This is a genomic window from Desulfothermus naphthae, from assembly GCF_054657475.1.
In genome coordinates, this window is sequence record NZ_BAAHYQ010000001.1 from 307,673 (window position 1) to 324,004 (window position 16,332).

The window sequence follows — 16,332 nt, forward strand, 5'->3', positions numbered from 1 at the left end:
TAATTGCTAAAGAGACGACCCTCGCAAGAAACCTTCCCCTGGTGATAATAAAAGGTACAATATCAGTAAAGATGTCATCAAAAACTATCTTATTTTTTACGATCAAGCAACTTTTTTAAGAATATTGTTATCGATTCTCCATCTCTATCTTCTATCCCCTAATAAATGCTCTATCTCAAACATAATTATATTTATAGCCAATTGATTGAGCATACGCACCTAAGTTTTTTGGTTGTTTAAAAGAATACATTATGTTTTTATGATTTAAAATGATAAAAAATTATTGAAAATAGATAGATAATTGTTTAATAGGAAGAGGAAATGCCAAGCTCTTGTGTAAAAATATAATAAATTATAAATTCTGATATAACAATCAGTCAATTGAGTTCGTCAATATCTTTGACACCTCTAGTTAAAACTTTTTTCTCCTAAGAATATCTAAGATTATCCATCCCCCTAAGAAGGCCGAAAAAACGTATCCAATTAGGCCCAATGCTGAATATCCCCCTATTAAGGGAGGGATTTTTGTGGTGATTATCATAGATGATCCAATTATCATTGAGGCTGTGATTAGGCCAATAGTAAGTCTATTGGTTATTCTATCCAAGGTCTTTATCAGACTCTCCAGTCTTCTATGTTCAAATCCAATTGATAATTGGTTTTGATCTAGCTTATCTAACAATCTATCTATTTTTTTGGGATAGTTCTTTAAAAGTGAGAGGGATATTAGTCCTTTTCTAAATTCAGAATAGAGATTTAAAGGGGACATTTTTTTTAAAACCAATTTTTTCACATAGGGTTTTAATTCAGCTATTACATCAACCTCTGGATAAAGTAATCTGCCTGAGCCTTCACTGGTGATAAATGCCTTATTGAGCACAGCAATCTCTGGCCTAATTCGCATCTTATATTTGTGTAAAATATTTGTAACTTCAAGTAGCATCTTTCCCATATCTATATCTTTTAGAGGAACCGAGTAGTATTCATCCATAATATCCTGGACTTCAAGAGATAAACTTATTAAATCATAAGATAATGGTTGATAAGTTAAAAATAAGATTACATCCATAACCTGATCTATATCCTTTTTTACAACTCCTTCAACTAAATCTATAAGCTTAAACTTAAGTAAGTTAGAAAGTCTTCCCGTCATTCCCCAATCAAGAAGAGAAATCCTATTGTCTTTTAGAATAAAAATATTTCCAGGATGGGGGTCTGCATGGAAGAATCCATATTCAAAGACCTGTTTAATAAAAATGTCCAGTAATTGATGTGCTATTTTTTTTCTTGTTTTAAAATCCATTTTAGGGATTGCACTTTTAAGACTAAGACCTTCTAATTTTTCCATTACAATGATATCTTTAGTAGAATACTTATCAAACACCTTTGGAAGATAGAATCTTTTGTCATTTTTAAAATTATTAGTGGCTATTTTTATGTTTTTGACCTCCCTTTTAAAATCAAGTTCATTTAAGATCATCTTTTTTATTTCCTGAACTATTTCTGGCAGGCTATAGACCTTTAAGAAGTCTATTTTCCCGTGTATTGCATTTGCGATTTCTTCTAAAATTTTCAGGTCTGTTTTGATTATATGTTCAATATTAGGACGTTGGATTTTTATTGCAACCCTGGTGTGTTCTTTTTTTAACACTGCCTCATGTACCTGGGCAATGGAACCAGCGGCTAAAGGTGTTGGATTTACATATGAAAATACTTCATCTATCTTTTTTTGAAGGGATTTTTCTAGATGTTTAACAATCACCTCATATTGCTCACCTTCCACTCTATCCTGGAGCAGGCTGAGCTCTTGGGTAAGTTGTACAGGTATAAGGTCAGTTCTAAGGCTCAGAATTTGTCCAAATTTAACAAAGGTTGGACCCAGTTCTTCTAATACCAATCTAATCCTTTTGTAAGTATCTTTAGGTATATTGCTGGCTTTTTTCGGGGGTATTTTGAAGGGATAAACACTTTGTAGCCTTGCTACAATGTCCTCAAAACCGTATTTAGCTAAGGTGAGTGCAATTTTTTTGTATCTGTTTAATTTAGATAAATATAAAATGTTCACAGCATTTTAAATAGGGCTGTCACAGCCCTCTTATTATTTACAACACATAGGGAACTTTAACATTGTATCCCTTATAAATAACAAAGGTCTCAAGGGATTGGACGTCTTCTATTTTGCTGACCTCTTCAGCATAAAATTCCTTAAGGCCATATTTGTCGTTAAATATAACAAAAAGCATGAGATCATACCTACCAGTAACCACACTGACAGACACCACACCTCTAAGTCGACTAAATTCCTCACCTTTTTTGAACATGTCTGTAGTTTTTAACTTTACCCCGATAATTACCAACTGATGATTGGGTATTCCCTCAATATCAACAAGCCCTTCAATGGAAAGAAGACCAGCACTTATCATTTTTCTCACCCTAGTCCTTACAGTATTTTCAGTAACACCAAGTTTTTTAGCAATCTTTTTAAAGGACTTTCTCCCTTCTCTTAGTTCTTTTATAATCTTTAAATTTATTTCATCTATCTTAATTTTCATAATTCCCATATTTTCTTCATCTTGTGTAACTAAAAAAATTACTTATAATAAATTTATATTTTTTTCAACCAATTTCATCAAAGCTACACTGTAAGATTGCCTGGATTTTTCCAATAAAATTTTTAGAAATAAACTCCTTTGTCTTAGTCAACGTGATATTTCACGCTGTCCAAGAGACAAGGAAAGACTTTTCATCGTCTCTATAAATGCAGAAAAGCTGTAAAACTATATTACATCCCCGCCTGCCAACCTTCTCGACAGTCTGTCATTTAAGCACTATTCCTGTGCCCTGCTTACTTTACTTAAATCCCACATATTCTCGAGGCACAGGCGGGCAGGAACCACCATTAACAATCCCAGACCGCTGGGGCTTAAAAAGCCTGTTCTCTATCTACAGGCCTATTTCTGGAAAGGTCTTGATGCCAATAACAAATTTCTCAATTGTTGCGCTGACGTTGATCTCTCCTCATTATGTGAAGTTGAACCAGACATGTTTTCAAAATTTGTTCTTGACCACCTTAACCATAATGTCCCTGCTCCTGACCTCAGAAAAGACAGACAACTTGCTCCCATCAAAGAATTGCTTAAAACCAAATACTCTTCTTTTGGATTTAAAACTTCTGAACTCAGATATGCTCTACCCACATACTTCCGAAATTTTTCTCAAATTCCCTATGAATTGAAAAAATTAATTTCTAGAAAAATCGTCAAAAAAGCAAAAGGTAAATCATTTTATGCGGTTACAAAATTTAGCTGTAAGTGGCTTTGGACTACAATTTGTGCTAACGACTTTTTTAAAAATCCCATAATTTCAAGGTATTTTAAAAAAGATCTGAAGATCAGTGCATCTCAACCATCTAATATTGAAAAGTGCTATCTACTCATTCATCAAGGCTTACCCTCATAACTCAAGAACTTGCAATGATTTAAGCTTCTCTAAAAAACGTAAATTTTTTTCACTTTTTTTAAAGAGAAAAGTATATAAAGATAACATGATTAACTCTATCTTATTTCTTAAAAATTTGTGTTGCCTTTTGGGGGCATTACATAACATTGCTTTAACATTGCCTAGTTACTTTAATAAATCAATACTTAAACATGCATCAACAACATCAGGATCATAGAGTATTCCTCTATTTTTCTTTATTTCTTCAAAGGCCATCTCAAGTCCCAGGGCGGGTCTATATGGTCTATGGGAAGATATGGCTTCCACTACATCTGCTACAGCCAATATCCTGGCTTCCATAGGTATTGAATCTCCTTTTAAACCTTCAGGATAACCACTACCATCTAAACGTTCATGATGATAAAGCACCATTTCTTTAACAGGACCAACAAATTCAACATCCTTTAAGATTTCATAACCCACCCTTGGATGGGTCTTGATTAAAGCAAATTCTTCAGGGGTCAATTTCCCAGGTTTTGTCAATATCTCTGCTGGGATTGCGATCTTGCCAAGGTCATGTAACAGTCCACCCATAAATAAGATGTTTATCTTTTGTTCATCTAAACCTAATTTTTTGGCAATCTTTACTGTAAGATTTGCCACATTTTTTTGATGTCCAGCAGTATATGGGTCCCTTCTCTCAATTGCCAAGGCAAGGGAATAAACTGTGCCTTCCAACATCTTATGTATTTTTCGCTGAAAATTTCTACTTTCAGTGACGTCAGATACCATTATGAGCCATGTAGGAGAAGGATGGGGTATATCTATAGGTTGAACTTTTATTTTTAATATCCTGCCACCTTTACCCTCACCAATTACCACATCTAATTCTTTTTTATCAGATTTAATCAGCTTTTTAATTGATATGTGTTTAAACTTTAATAACTGATCTTTGTTAGATATATATCCAAATTCAGAAATTAATTGTTCCCCAATTTTATTGTAGAGGAGTATTTTTAAGTTATTATCTATTAATATCACTCCTTCAGGGAAATTGTATAGCATATTCTGGACAATACCCTTTTCCCTTTCCTTAAATTCTATTATTCTGACAAATGTTATTGTTAATTGAGTAAATATAAGGTTTAAAAACCTTTTTTCTTCTTTATTAAACTCCTTTCCCTTCCTCCCAATACAAAAAATACCCATTTCTCTCTCCTCTGGATAGACAGTTATGGGGGACAAAAAAAGTTCATCTACTTCTCTTATACATTGATCTTTATCATACATGGGCTTTTCTACCTGTATTTCAAATTCATTATCATCAACTTTCATATATTTTGAAAGCTCTTTAAACATATTTTCAACTATATACTTTATTAAATTATCTGATAAATAATAATAGGGATATATAAATATTTTTTTTATATATTCTGAAACTATTAACATAGAAAAAAAATCATATTTTATACCAAAAGGAAGTAAATCGCGTACCACCTTAAGGGCTTCTTCATAGGTAGAGGCAAAGCTCAGTTGCCTAGACATATTTAGTAATATTTCTAATTCGTGATTCCTTTGTTCAAGTTCCTTTTTTAAATTGATTTTGTTCCTCTCCTCTAATTCTTCATGTATTATAACCTCAATTATGGAAGATAATTTATCTGTCATTTGTTCAATAAAGGACATAAAATCCTTTGAAAATCCATCTATAAATCTACTAAAAAATATAATAATAACTTTGAGATCTTCTCTATTAATTAGAAGATAGGTGTAAGTAGATTTGATGCCTCCTTTATATCTAATCCTATCACCCCAATAAGATGATTTACTTGTATCCTTCACATATATAGGTTTACCTGTTTTTAAGATTTTATCTGCATAACTATTTTTTCCAAGGGGCAAAAAACTTATATCATCTCTTTTATATAGAGAAGTTATTACTTTTTCTAAAGACTCTTTAAAATCCTCTTTTACCCACTCTAAGTTGCAGGATCTAAACATATTATATTCTGGTGTCCATATATAAACACATGCCCCATCAATTCCAAAATTTTTTTCCAGAAATTCAAAAAATCCATCTAGCTTTTGTTTGTGTTTTCTAGGTATCAATAAATTAGGGGTTTTTGATATAATTGAATCACCCATTGCAATCTCCTTTAAAATTTTCTATATTTTTTTAGACCCTTAAGATAACATACTATTTTTTTCTTGCACAAGGAGTCAATTATATAACTATTTTATAATAATTATTAATTAATTTAAGTCAAGAATATTAAAAATCTAAAAAAAGGAGTTATTAAAATTGGATATAAAAAATATTTTAAAGGATCTTGCTGATGGAAATATCTCGATAGATGAGGCATATACATATCTTAAGGATTTGCCATACAAAAGATTCCTAAATGGTATTTGTTTAGATTCCCACAGAGAGCTCAGAACTGGCCACAGAGAAGTTATATTTGGGCAGGGAAAGAGCTTTGAGCAACTGAAAACAATAATAGCAAAAAGTGGCATGGATAAAATTTTAATCACCAGGTTAGATATTAAAACAGGAAAAAGACTGGAAAAACTTTTTGATAAAGGCACCTTTTATCCAGAAGCAAAGATATTTATTTTTGGAGAAAAAATTCCCTTAGATCCACCATGGCAGGAAAATGGAGATGTTATTATCTTAACTGCTGGTGCATCAGATCTTCCAGTTGCCCTGGAAACATACCTGTGTACAAAATTTTTTGATTTAAATGTGGGACTAATTACAGATGTTGGCGTTGCAGGACTTCACCGATTGCTTCCCTATTTAGATACACTTAGAGATGCGAAGATATTGATAGTTATAGCAGGAATGGAAGGTGCCCTTCCCAGTGTAGTTGGGGGCATTACAGGAAAACCAATACTCGCAGTACCAACATCTGTTGGATACGGAGCCAGCTTTAATGGAATCAGTGCACTTCTGGGAATGTTAAACTCCTGTGCAGGTGGAGTTAGTGTCTTAAATATTGACAATGGATTTGGGGCCGCACTTATGGCAGCAAAGATATTTAACTCATTTAAAACATAGGGCACAAGTTTCATGTGCCCTATATTATTTAATCGTCATAATCTCCACTACTTCCCTTTACTTGTGCCTCCATAGCCTTTATCTTTTCTATAGTCCACTTAGATTCATCTTCTATCTTTTCAGCCTTTGGTCCTAGATCATAAGAGTTTGCCTTTGCAATTAGCTCCTTGGCAATATCAGCAGTGTCCTTTGCATTAAACACATCAACTAGCAAATAATACACAAACTCCTCAACGGCCTTGGTCATTCTTTCCCTTATTTCAGGTGGCTCTGACATAAGAGCAGTCTCAAATGGAAGATTTAGTTTTTTATAATTTCCCCCTTTTAGACCATTTTTCTTTGCATATTCCACCATCTCTCTCCACAATTCTTCACTAACCCCTTTATCTGGCTCTTTTATAAATTCACCCTTTTCATCCAATTCTGCATTTCCGTAATCATTTACCCTAACTCCCCAGGTGAGCATTTGAAGGGCTGTTGCTACATTTGCCTTTGTGGTGCGGGTCTTTTCAGCAATCTCCTTTAATCGCTGGGTGCTATTTCCAGAGGTGCCATGTTGTGCACCTGATACCTTATAAGGTTCTAATACCTCATGTATCTTTGCTGTCAAATCCACCTGAATCCCTGCCTCTGAATCCTGGATACCGTGTGTGGTTCCATTGTTTAAAGCAATCCAATCAGGGAATATGGAGTGGGCATTTAAGCCCCTGATTAAAAATAAGGCCTCTTCGGGAGTAGATAATCCTTCTTTTCCCTTTATCTCTCCAACCTCGGTCTCATATCCAGCCCATTTTGGGATATATTGAGAGAGTTCAATATTTGCAAGCAAGTTATCCCTATCAGGCATATGAGATGCATCAATTGCAATTGAAGTTATACCAAAATCAAACATTGATGGAATCTGTTTTCTGGCCTTTTCTATGTCTTCTTTGTTTTTTATTGCAAAATGATCTGCATGAATTGCCACTGGAACTGTGATATTAAGCTCATTACACAATGCATCAACCCTTCTTGCCAGATTCCAGAAATTAGTAGCACAATATGAGGATTCAGACTTGGCTATTTCTAAGATTATAGCAGCGTTTGCCCTCTGGGCAGCAAGAAGTGCCCCCCTTATAATAAAATAGTTCCTACCATTTGCAGCAATAGTCATTGCCTTGCCTTTTTCAAGCATTGCCCTATCAATCACCTTTCCACTGACAATAAGTGCCCTTGAATTTGGAAATAATTTTTTTATATTTGGTGGTCTTCCTATGTCTAATAGTTTTTTATAAGCATCTTCTGTATGGTGCATATCCCTGCCCTCCTTAGTTTACTTAAAATTTATCAACCATTTTGTCCAACTCTATAACCAACCAGCCATATAAGTTTCTATTTAAGTTATATTATCTACCCTAATTTTACAAGTTAAAACCAATTTTTTAATAAAACTTTTAATATACTCTATTGTTCCAGCTCCCAATCTTGAAAGTGACCGATTTTCTTTAACTCCTCTCCAATGTCCTTTTTGTCTCCAACAACTAAAATATCTACATCTTTGGGATGCAGATATTTTTTTGCCACTCTATTTACATCTTCAACTGTCACGGCCTTAATATCATTAATCAACTTTTTAAAAGAATCTGGGTCCATGCCTCTTATTTCATAATATAGCCTTCTCTCAAGTACTTTTTTAGGCGAATCATACCTAAAGACAAGAGAACTTAAAAATTGTTCCTTTGCCTCTTCAACTTCTTTTTCTTTTGCACCATATTGTTTTATCTTTTCAAGCTCATCTATAACCGCCTCTATTGCCCTTATTACAGAGCTATTTTTTGTCTTAAATGCAACAAAAAAGAGTCCTGGATAATATCGCTCACCTCCAAAATGTCCATATACACTATATGCCAATCCCATCTTTGTCCTTATATTTTCAAAAAGTCTTCCAGAAAAACCTCCACTTAAGACCATGTTCATTACCTGTAATGGAGCAAAATCTGGATTTAATCTATAACCACCTAGATGCCCTAAAATAATAAAGGCCTGATTTGAGCCTGGTTTATCTATTATATATCTTTTGCAGATGGGGGGATTTACTTTAGAGAAGTCAAATTTTATCTCTTCACCTTTTTTAAAGGCTTGAAAGAGTTTATCTAGTTTTTGCTTTATATTATTTTTGTCAAAGTCACCTACAACTCCCACTAATATATTGGGACCAACAAAGAGTTTTTGATAAAAACTGCGCACATCTTGTAATGAAATATCTTCAACACTCTTTTTTGTTGGAATCCTTCCTAAAAGAGAGTGCTTACCATAAATGATCCTTTTAAACTCTCTCATTCCAACTTCTTCCTGCCTATCATTTCGCCTTGCAATTATGGTTAAGAGTCTCATCTTTGCAAGGTTTAACTTATCCTTGGTAAAGATTGGATTTGCCAAACTCTCAATTATAACAGGCATAACTGTATAAAAGTCTTTTTTTAACAGATCAATATCAATTTCTCCATTTAACAGATCAAAATCAATATTATATTCAACGGCCCTATCTTCTAAAAATACATCCAGCTTTTCCCCTGGATATTTCTTGGTGCCACCCATTCTAAGCATTTGTGCTAATATAAATCCAAGGCCTTCTTTTCCCCTTGGAACTGCATATTTTCCACCTTTTACATAGATATTAAATTTAATAATGGGCAACTCATGATCTTCAATCAAAAAAAAGTTTATACCATTATTAGACTTAAAAGATGTAATCTTATAATCGGGCCAGGAAATGCTTTTATTAAACTTAAGCTCATTGTATTTCTTTGGACCATTAAGACTACAACCCATAAGACTTAAAATTATAGACATTATAATCAACCTCTTCATAATTTAACGTCCTATTTTTTATTTTTCCCATTATATACCAATCTTCCCTCTACCATATTAGATGAAACAAAATATTTTTTTATAACATCCTGAATATCTTTTGAGCTAACAGACTTAAGTTTTTCCAGATCTGAAAAAAGTCTGGTGTAGTCTCCATATATTGATTGTGCGTAGGCAAGTTCTCTTGCCATCCCCAAATTAGATTCCATTTCTCTGAGCAAGTTTGCTTCTTCCTGGGTATATGCCCTTTCTATCTCTTGTTTTGTTACTCCATTTTTTAGGATATCATTGAGTTCATCATCTATTGCCCTGGACAATTCATCCAGACTTACCCCTTGATTTGGTATTGCATATATTCCAAATAAACATGAATATCTCTCGCCAGGAAAGCCGTAGAATGCAAATATAGATAATGCCAATTTTTTCTCTAACACAAGGTGGGAATAAAGTCTTGAACTCCTGCCATTTGACAATATCCCTTCTAGTAAGTCCAGTGCTAAATAATCTTTGGTTCCATATCCTGGCACGTGATAACCTCTGATATACATGGGCTGAGCATCTGCATATAATAGGACCTCTTTTTTAGCTGTCTGTTTGGGCTCTTTTGTCCACACATAAGGAGAGTCTGGTCCTTTTTTCATATCTCCAAAATAAATTTCCGCCAACCTTTTTATTTCATTTAAATCAACATCTCCCACTATTGCTATAGTAATATTCTGGGGAACATAATATTTTTTGTAAAATTCCTTTACATCCGAAATGGTAGTATGAACAATGTCAGAATCCCATCCAATGGTAGGATGACCGTATGGATGGGCACTAAATGCTATTGACCTAAATGCTTCTACGAGTTTTCCCATATAGGAAGTATCAACCCTCATGCGTCTTTCTTCTCTAATTACCTCTTTTTCTGTATAAAATTCCCTGAATACTGGATTTTTAAGCCTATCAGACTCCAAAGAAAACCACAGCTCCAATTTATTTGCTGGAAGAGAACAGTAATACATGGTATAATCGGTTGAAGTTCCTGCATTTAGATCCTGACCACCATTTCTCTCTATTATCTTTGAAAATTCATTGTGCTTTACTAAAGAATTGGCCTCGTGTGAAATCTTTTCAAATTCCTCTTTATAAACTCTGCACTTTTCCTCTTCTTTTTCTAGGTCCCTACATTTTATATATTTTTTATAAGCCTCATCTAATTTTTCCAGCAATACCTTTTCTTTAGAATAATCTTTGGTTCCTATATCTTTTGTGCCTTTAAATGCCATGTGTTCAAATATATGGGCGATCCCTGTGTGACCTGTTTTTTCATCTACACTACCAACTTTAACAAATGTCACAAAACTCACCACTGGTGAGGTCTTTCTCTCCATTACAACAAAGGTCATTCCATTTTTTAATGTAAAAGAGTGGATCCTTTGCTTTAATTTATCCATGGAAATAATCTTGTCTCCTTGTGCATATACATTGATTATTAATAGCCAAAAAAACAAAACAAATATAGACAAATATTTCTTCATTTTTATTATGCCCCTTGATCATAAATTTCCCTTAAAATTTCTTCTCCTCCACTATTTAGTAAATATCTACCAAGCTCCTTTCCCACTTTGCTGGCATCTGAGGAATGTCCAATTTTTTCCCCATAAATAAACTTTTTTCCATCTAAATCAGAAATAAATCCTCTAATATAAACCATATTGTCTTTTAACTCAGCATAGGCACCAATTGGAACCTGGCATCCACCTTCAAGTTTATCCAAAAACCCCCTTTCCGCCATTACGCACACCTTGGTCTCAAAGTGATCTAAAAAGGATATAATATCCAGAAGCTCATTATGATCTTTTTTATACTCAATACCAAGTGCCCCCTGACCAACTGCAGGGAAAAATAGAGGAGGGGCCATTACTTCTACATACCTGCTGGATATATTTAACCTTTTTAAACCTGCTACAGCCACAATTATTGCATCATATAGACCTTGTTTTAATTTTCTGACCCTTGTATCTAAATTTCCCCTGAGCATCTTGATATGTATATCTGGACGATTTTTTTTTAACTGCGCCTGTCTCCTTAAACTACTAGTACCCACTACAGCGGACTCTGGAAGGGATTTTAAGTCTGGATATTTCTCTGACAAAAATGCATCAAATGGTTCTTCTCTTTTTGGAATTATCCCAACTTCCAGGCCTTCAGGTAATAGATATGGCACATCTTTCATAGAATGCACTGCTATATCTGCCTCACCCCTTAGTAGGGCTTCTTCTATTTCTTTTACAAAGAGACCTTTTCCACCTATCTTTGCAAGTGGGACATCCAATATTTTATCTCCAGAAGTTTTAATTATTTTGTATTCAACCTCTATATCACTATATTTTCGCTTTATTAGACCACCAATATAATGGGCCTGCCAGAGAGCCAATTTACTTCCTCTGGTGGCTATGCGTATCTTTTTCATGATGTTATCTTCCAATTGACTATTACCCTCCACAAGTGGCACAATTCCCTCCTGAACAACCTGCACATGAAGATCCTCCACTACTGGATGAAAGAGAGTCCAAAGAATTTCCACCAGATACCCTTGACCTACAAAGAGACATTAGTTTTTTGGTATTTTTACTATTACATTTTGGACATTGTACTTTTTCATCATTTTTAAATACCAGTTCTTCAAACTTATTATTACAATCTGCACATACATATTCATATATTGGCATCTCAAACCTCCTTAAATAATTAAATTATCCATATAAATCCAATTTTTCTACTTCTTCAAATAAAAATACATCTATAAGTTCGCATATTAAATGAATTATACTTATGTGGATTTCTTGTATAAGTGGTGTTGAATCTGTTGGTACTATGAGTGCGTAATCACACCTATCAACAAACCTAATTCCTTTTGCCCCTGTTAGGCCTATTGTTTGAATATTTTTTTCTTTTGCAGCATCTATTGCATTCAAAATATTTTTACTTCTACCAGAGGTAGAAATAGCAACCAAAACATCCCCTTCTTGCCCAATACCTTTTACCTGTCTGCTAAACACATCCTTAAAGCTATAATCATTACTAATACAAGTAAGTATAGAGGTGTCAGTTGTCAATGCAATAGCTGGGAGTGGAGGTCTTTCCAGTTTATATCTACCAACTAATTCTGCGGCCATGTGTTGAGCATCAGCTGCACTCCCACCATTTCCACATATTAATACCTTACCACCTTTAACCAGGCTGGCAGCAATTGTCCCGGCAATATCTATTATTAACCTTGCATTTTCCTCAAAAAATAGGGTCCTGAGTCTGGCCCCTTCGCTCACATGGTGATTGATTATCTCAAGTTCTTTTTGAAACATAAAAAATACTCCAAAATTACCTTTTAAATCCCATTGCAATTTTTATAGGTTTTCTATTTTTGTGTCAAATTTAAAACAAAATAAAATTCCCTTAAAAACACTGGAAAAACAAAATATTTTCCGCTATAGAAATAAAATGTCTTTGGTTACTGTTATAAAAAGCAAAAAAATGGAGGTTCACAATGGCAGACAGGATAAAACAAATACAAGGGATGGAGATTTTAGACTCAAGGGGAAATCCAACTGTAAGAGTATTTGTAGAACTTGAATCTGGAATAAAGGTATCAGCGTCAGTTCCTTCTGGTGCCAGCACAGGAGAAAATGAAGCCCTTGAGCTCAGGGATAACGATCCCAAGAGATATTTAGGAAAGGGGGTGTTAAAAGCAGTCTCAAATGTAAATGAAAAAATAGCTCCAAAATTAATTGGCCTAGATCCAACCAATCAACTCGAAATAGACAGAATAATGTTGGAGCTTGATGGAACAGAAAACAAATCAAACCTTGGAGCAAATGCTATTTTAGGTGTATCAATGGCGGTTTGTCGGGCAGCTGCAATGTCCTGTGGACTACCCCTTTATAAATATCTCGGTGGCACTACAACGAGGAGGATTCCTGTTCCCTGTATGAATATTTTAAATGGCGGAGCACATGCAGACAACAGCGTTGATATACAGGAATTTATGGCAGTTCCAGTGGGCGCGCCTACTTTTTCAGAAGGACTTAGATATATATCTGAAACATTTCATGTGCTAAAAAAAATATTAAAGGAAAAAGGACTTGCAACATCAGTAGGAGATGAAGGTGGATTTGCTCCTAATTTAAAGAGCAATGAAGAGGCCCTGGATTTAATTATTCAGGCAATAGAAAAGGCAGGATATAAACCTGGAGAGCAAATAGCAATTGCATTAGACTCTGCTGCCTCTTCCTTTGCCACTGAAAATATTGGTGAATATGATTTAAAGTGGTCTGGGGGCGGTAAAAAGACTAGTGATGAAATAATAGAGATGGCAAAAGAGTGGATATCCAAATATCCAATCGTGCTCTGGGAAGATCCACTTTCTGAAAAAGATTGGGAGGGATTTAAAAAATTCACTAAAGAATTTGGAGATAAAATTGAGGTTGTGGGCGATGATTTATTTGTCACCAATACAAAATATATAAAACAGGGAATTGAACAAGGAGCTGCTAATTCAGCTCTTATTAAATTAAATCAAATTGGAACTGTAACTGAGACCATAGAGGCAATACGACTCTGCAGAAATGCAGGATGGAGATACTTTATATCCCATAGATCAGGTGAAACAGAAGATGACTTTCTTGCTGACTTTTCTGTTGCTATGGATGGTGGACACTTAAAGACTGGTTCTGCGTGCAGGAGTGAGAGAATTGCAAAGTACAATCGCCTCCTTGAAATAGAAATGGAACTTGGCAAAGGGGCCGAATATTACTGGAAATGATGCTTATAAAACTTACCCCAGGTTTCTAAATCCTGGGGTAAAAATTTAGATGTTTTTTGATGCGAGCAAAAGGCCCTTTAAAAGCAAATCAGGCCTTATCTCATCAATGGATTTGCATACATTTTTTACTTTCTCAGCAAAACCCCCGGTTGCCACAACTGTAATATCTCCAGTTAAAAAGTCTTTTAGTTGAGTGCACAGACCATCAACCATTGAAGCAAAGCCAAAAATAAATCCATGTGTCATGCTGGTTACAGTGGAATTTCCAATGAGCATCTTGCCATCATCCACATCCAGACTTATTTTGGGTAATTTAGCGGTCTTCTGACCCAGCGCCTGGAGTGATGATAAGATCCCTGGACAGATAAGCCCACCCAAATATATGTTGTCCTGAACACATTCCAAAGTAGTGGCTGTTCCAAAGTCTATTACAATGAGACCTGGGGTGGAAAATAGTTCCCTGGCTGCATAGGCAGTAACCAGCCTATCAGACCCCACCTCATGGGGATTTGCATATCTATTTTCTAAAGGCAAAGGCAAATCCTCTGGAACAAATATAACATCACACATGGAATATTTGTTTCCTGCTTCTTTGATTATTCCGTTTAACGGTGGAACCACTGAGGACACCATCCACAAATCAATTTCATTTATTTGTATTTTCACGTGTCTGGTGAGTGCAAAGATCTTAAAGCCAAAGGTGTCAGATGTCTCTCTTAAAGAGGTTGGCAAGACATAGGTAGAAACAATCTCATTGCCAACAGCTAATCCTATTTTTGTATTTGTGTTTCCTACATCTATTAATAATATTTTCTTTTTTTTCATCAGGCCTCCACTTTAAATGTGATAAATAATTATCTTGAATCTTATATTTTTTAGGTATATAAAAATAAAAAATAAAGTCAAAAAATTTTAAACCTCAAGTTTAATCAAAGGAGTTTATTATGATAGAATTTAAAAAATATACTGAGACAGCAGAATTTCATAATCCTCTCAACAATTTTGAGAAAATAAAAGTAAACATTGAAATCAGAGAAGATCCTTTAACAAGATTCAGGTCTATTATCAATGAATATTTAATCAATAAAAAAGGAGTATTATATCCCGACACAGACTATGAATATTTATCCTCTTTAGCCGCCAGGAGTAAAGAAACATGCTTTTTGTGTGATGAAATGGTGGAAAAAACAACTCCAACCTATACCAAGGATTTTATAGAACAGGGACGACTAAAATATCAAGATGCTGTTTTATTTCCCAATTTATATCCTCTGACAAAATTTCATGCAGTGATTAGGGTGGGTAGGGATCATTTTAAAACATTAGGAGAATTAGATTCAACTATGTTATTTAATGGTTTTAAACTGGCCTTTGATTTTTTAATAAAATCTTTTGATTATGATAAAAGATATAAGTATCCAACAATAAATGCTAATTTTTTGTTGCCAGCTGGTGCAAGTGCTATCCATACCCATTTTCAGTTAGTAAATTTTTTCATCCCCTCTACTTACCATCAGTTATTATTAGACAAATCAAAAGAGTATTTTAAAAAACATAATTCTTGTTATTTTATTGAATTAGTCAAAATAGAAAAGGAGTTAGGTGTTAGATATATTGGAGAAATAGGGGAAGGTGTTTGGCTTTCAGCCTATTCCCCAATGGGAAGAAATGAAGTCCAGATAATCTGGCCTAAAAAACAAAACTTTTCTGAATTTACTGAAAAAGACATAAAAGATCTTAGTGAGGGACTTGAGAAATTATTTTCATATTATCATTCTAAAAAGATTTCTACATTTAATTTTTCTATATTAAGTGGCCCATTAGGAGAAGAAGCACCATATTTTAGGTGTATAATGAAGGTAGTTAACAGGCAAAATGTAGTAAAAGATCACAGGACCGATGACTATTTCTTACAAAAGATACTTAAAAATGAACTCTCTGAAATTACTCCTGAAGAATTAGCCAAGGAGATAAGGGAAGTTTTTTAAGTAAAATAGTCGATACTTAAAAAAATTTTTTATCAATTTTTTTAAATTATAAGATATATTAGAACGATTGGATAAAAAAAATTTCTATGAAAGAGGAACGTATTTAGGTAAAAAATATGGTGAAATAGTTAAAAGAAAAATTAAAGAGTAAGAACAAAGACTATATTGTGGTAAAACATATGGATAAGGAA

Annotated in this window: 14 protein-coding genes; 4 read left to right on the plus strand and 10 right to left on the minus strand. The window is 34.1% G+C overall.

Annotated features, from left to right (window positions below; translation table 11 throughout):
- Positions 1–412 precede the first annotated feature (412 nt).
- On the minus strand, positions 413–2,065 hold the full coding sequence (locus ACYQ1E_RS01450; RefSeq protein WP_459874891.1) for an ABC1 kinase family protein: 1,653 nt from the start codon (positions 2,063–2,065) through the stop codon (positions 413–415).
- A 37-nt stretch (positions 2,066–2,102) separates the two neighbouring features.
- A complete protein-coding gene (locus ACYQ1E_RS01455; RefSeq protein ID WP_459874892.1) occupies positions 2,103–2,561 on the minus strand; it encodes an Lrp/AsnC family transcriptional regulator in 459 nt (152 codons plus the stop codon).
- A 481-nt stretch (positions 2,562–3,042) separates the two neighbouring features.
- Here ACYQ1E_RS01455 and ACYQ1E_RS01460 point away from each other — a divergent pair, with 481 nt between their 5' ends.
- Positions 3,043–3,459 (plus strand): hypothetical protein, encoded by a 417-nt coding sequence (locus ACYQ1E_RS01460; protein ID WP_459874894.1) that lies wholly within the window; start codon positions 3,043–3,045, stop codon positions 3,457–3,459.
- A 165-nt stretch (positions 3,460–3,624) separates the two neighbouring features.
- On the opposite strand, the gene ACYQ1E_RS01465 is transcribed toward ACYQ1E_RS01460, so the two are convergent.
- Positions 3,625–5,583: an HD domain-containing phosphohydrolase gene (locus ACYQ1E_RS01465; protein WP_459874895.1), complete on the minus strand. Its 1,959-nt coding sequence runs from the start codon at positions 5,581–5,583 to the stop codon at positions 3,625–3,627.
- 157 nt (positions 5,584–5,740) lie between these two features.
- Between ACYQ1E_RS01465 and larB the strand changes: the two genes are divergently transcribed.
- Complete coding sequence (larB, locus tag ACYQ1E_RS01470; protein ID WP_459874897.1) at positions 5,741–6,496, plus strand: nickel pincer cofactor biosynthesis protein LarB; 756 nt, start codon at positions 5,741–5,743, stop codon at positions 6,494–6,496.
- Between the two features lie 28 nt (positions 6,497–6,524).
- Here the strand turns inward: larB and ACYQ1E_RS01475 are convergent, their stop codons facing one another.
- The 6 genes from ACYQ1E_RS01475 to gmhA form a co-directional block, all read right to left on the minus strand.
- A complete protein-coding gene (locus ACYQ1E_RS01475; protein ID WP_459874898.1) occupies positions 6,525–7,790 on the minus strand; it encodes a class II fructose-bisphosphate aldolase in 1,266 nt (421 codons plus the stop codon).
- Positions 7,791–7,939: 149 nt separating this feature from the next.
- Positions 7,940–9,346 (minus strand): M16 family metallopeptidase, encoded by a 1,407-nt coding sequence (locus ACYQ1E_RS01480; protein WP_459874899.1) that lies wholly within the window; start codon positions 9,344–9,346, stop codon positions 7,940–7,942.
- Between the two features lie 11 nt (positions 9,347–9,357).
- The gene (locus tag ACYQ1E_RS01485; RefSeq protein WP_459874902.1) at positions 9,358–10,869 is read right to left on the minus strand and encodes a M16 family metallopeptidase; all 1,512 of its coding nucleotides are present in this window, start codon (positions 10,867–10,869) and stop codon (positions 9,358–9,360) included.
- 5 nt (positions 10,870–10,874) lie between these two features.
- Positions 10,875–11,804 (minus strand): hydroxymethylbilane synthase, encoded by a 930-nt coding sequence (gene hemC, locus ACYQ1E_RS01490; RefSeq protein WP_459878429.1) that lies wholly within the window; start codon positions 11,802–11,804, stop codon positions 10,875–10,877.
- A gap of 22 nt (positions 11,805–11,826) precedes the next feature.
- On the minus strand, positions 11,827–12,063 hold the full coding sequence (locus ACYQ1E_RS01495; RefSeq protein ID WP_459874904.1) for an FmdB family zinc ribbon protein: 237 nt from the start codon (positions 12,061–12,063) through the stop codon (positions 11,827–11,829).
- Between the two features lie 24 nt (positions 12,064–12,087).
- On the minus strand, positions 12,088–12,696 hold the full coding sequence (gene gmhA, locus ACYQ1E_RS01500) for a D-sedoheptulose 7-phosphate isomerase (protein ID WP_459874905.1): 609 nt from the start codon (positions 12,694–12,696) through the stop codon (positions 12,088–12,090).
- Positions 12,697–12,878: 182 nt separating this feature from the next.
- On the opposite strand from gmhA, the gene eno reads away from it, so the two are divergent.
- Entirely contained in the window at positions 12,879–14,153 is a 1,275-nt protein-coding gene (gene eno / locus ACYQ1E_RS01505; RefSeq protein ID WP_459874906.1) for a phosphopyruvate hydratase, read from the plus strand.
- Positions 14,154–14,198: 45 nt separating this feature from the next.
- Here eno and ACYQ1E_RS01510 read toward each other — a convergent pair whose 3' ends face one another.
- The gene (locus ACYQ1E_RS01510; protein ID WP_459874907.1) at positions 14,199–14,978 is read right to left on the minus strand and encodes a type III pantothenate kinase; all 780 of its coding nucleotides are present in this window, start codon (positions 14,976–14,978) and stop codon (positions 14,199–14,201) included.
- Between the two features lie 119 nt (positions 14,979–15,097).
- On the opposite strand from ACYQ1E_RS01510, the gene ACYQ1E_RS01515 reads away from it, so the two are divergent.
- Positions 15,098–16,141, plus strand: a complete 1,044-nt coding sequence (locus ACYQ1E_RS01515; RefSeq protein ID WP_459874908.1) for a hypothetical protein — start codon at positions 15,098–15,100, stop codon at positions 16,139–16,141.
- Positions 16,142–16,332 lie beyond the last annotated feature (191 nt).

Coding starts and splice junctions, on each gene's coding strand:
- ACYQ1E_RS01455 (WP_459874892.1), bottom strand. CDS start 2,561: ATGGGAATTATGAAAATTAAGATAGATGAAATAAATTTAAAGATTATA.
- ACYQ1E_RS01460 (WP_459874894.1), top strand. CDS start 3,043: ATGTTTTCAAAATTTGTTCTTGACCACCTTAACCATAATGTCCCTGCT.
- ACYQ1E_RS01465 (WP_459874895.1), bottom strand. CDS start 5,583: ATGGGTGATTCAATTATATCAAAAACCCCTAATTTATTGATACCTAGA.
- ACYQ1E_RS01475 (WP_459874898.1), bottom strand. CDS start 7,790: ATGCACCATACAGAAGATGCTTATAAAAAACTATTAGACATAGGAAGA.
- ACYQ1E_RS01480 (WP_459874899.1), bottom strand. CDS start 9,346: ATGAAGAGGTTGATTATAATGTCTATAATTTTAAGTCTTATGGGTTGT.
- ACYQ1E_RS01485 (WP_459874902.1), bottom strand. CDS start 10,869: ATGAAGAAATATTTGTCTATATTTGTTTTGTTTTTTTGGCTATTAATA.
- hemC (WP_459878429.1), bottom strand. CDS start 11,804: ATGAAAAAGATACGCATAGCCACCAGAGGAAGTAAATTGGCTCTCTGG.
- ACYQ1E_RS01495 (WP_459874904.1), bottom strand. CDS start 12,063: ATGCCAATATATGAATATGTATGTGCAGATTGTAATAATAAGTTTGAA.
- gmhA (WP_459874905.1), bottom strand. CDS start 12,696: ATGTTTCAAAAAGAACTTGAGATAATCAATCACCATGTGAGCGAAGGG.
- eno (WP_459874906.1), top strand. CDS start 12,879: ATGGCAGACAGGATAAAACAAATACAAGGGATGGAGATTTTAGACTCA.
- ACYQ1E_RS01510 (WP_459874907.1), bottom strand. CDS start 14,978: ATGAAAAAAAAGAAAATATTATTAATAGATGTAGGAAACACAAATACA.
- ACYQ1E_RS01515 (WP_459874908.1), top strand. CDS start 15,098: ATGATAGAATTTAAAAAATATACTGAGACAGCAGAATTTCATAATCCT.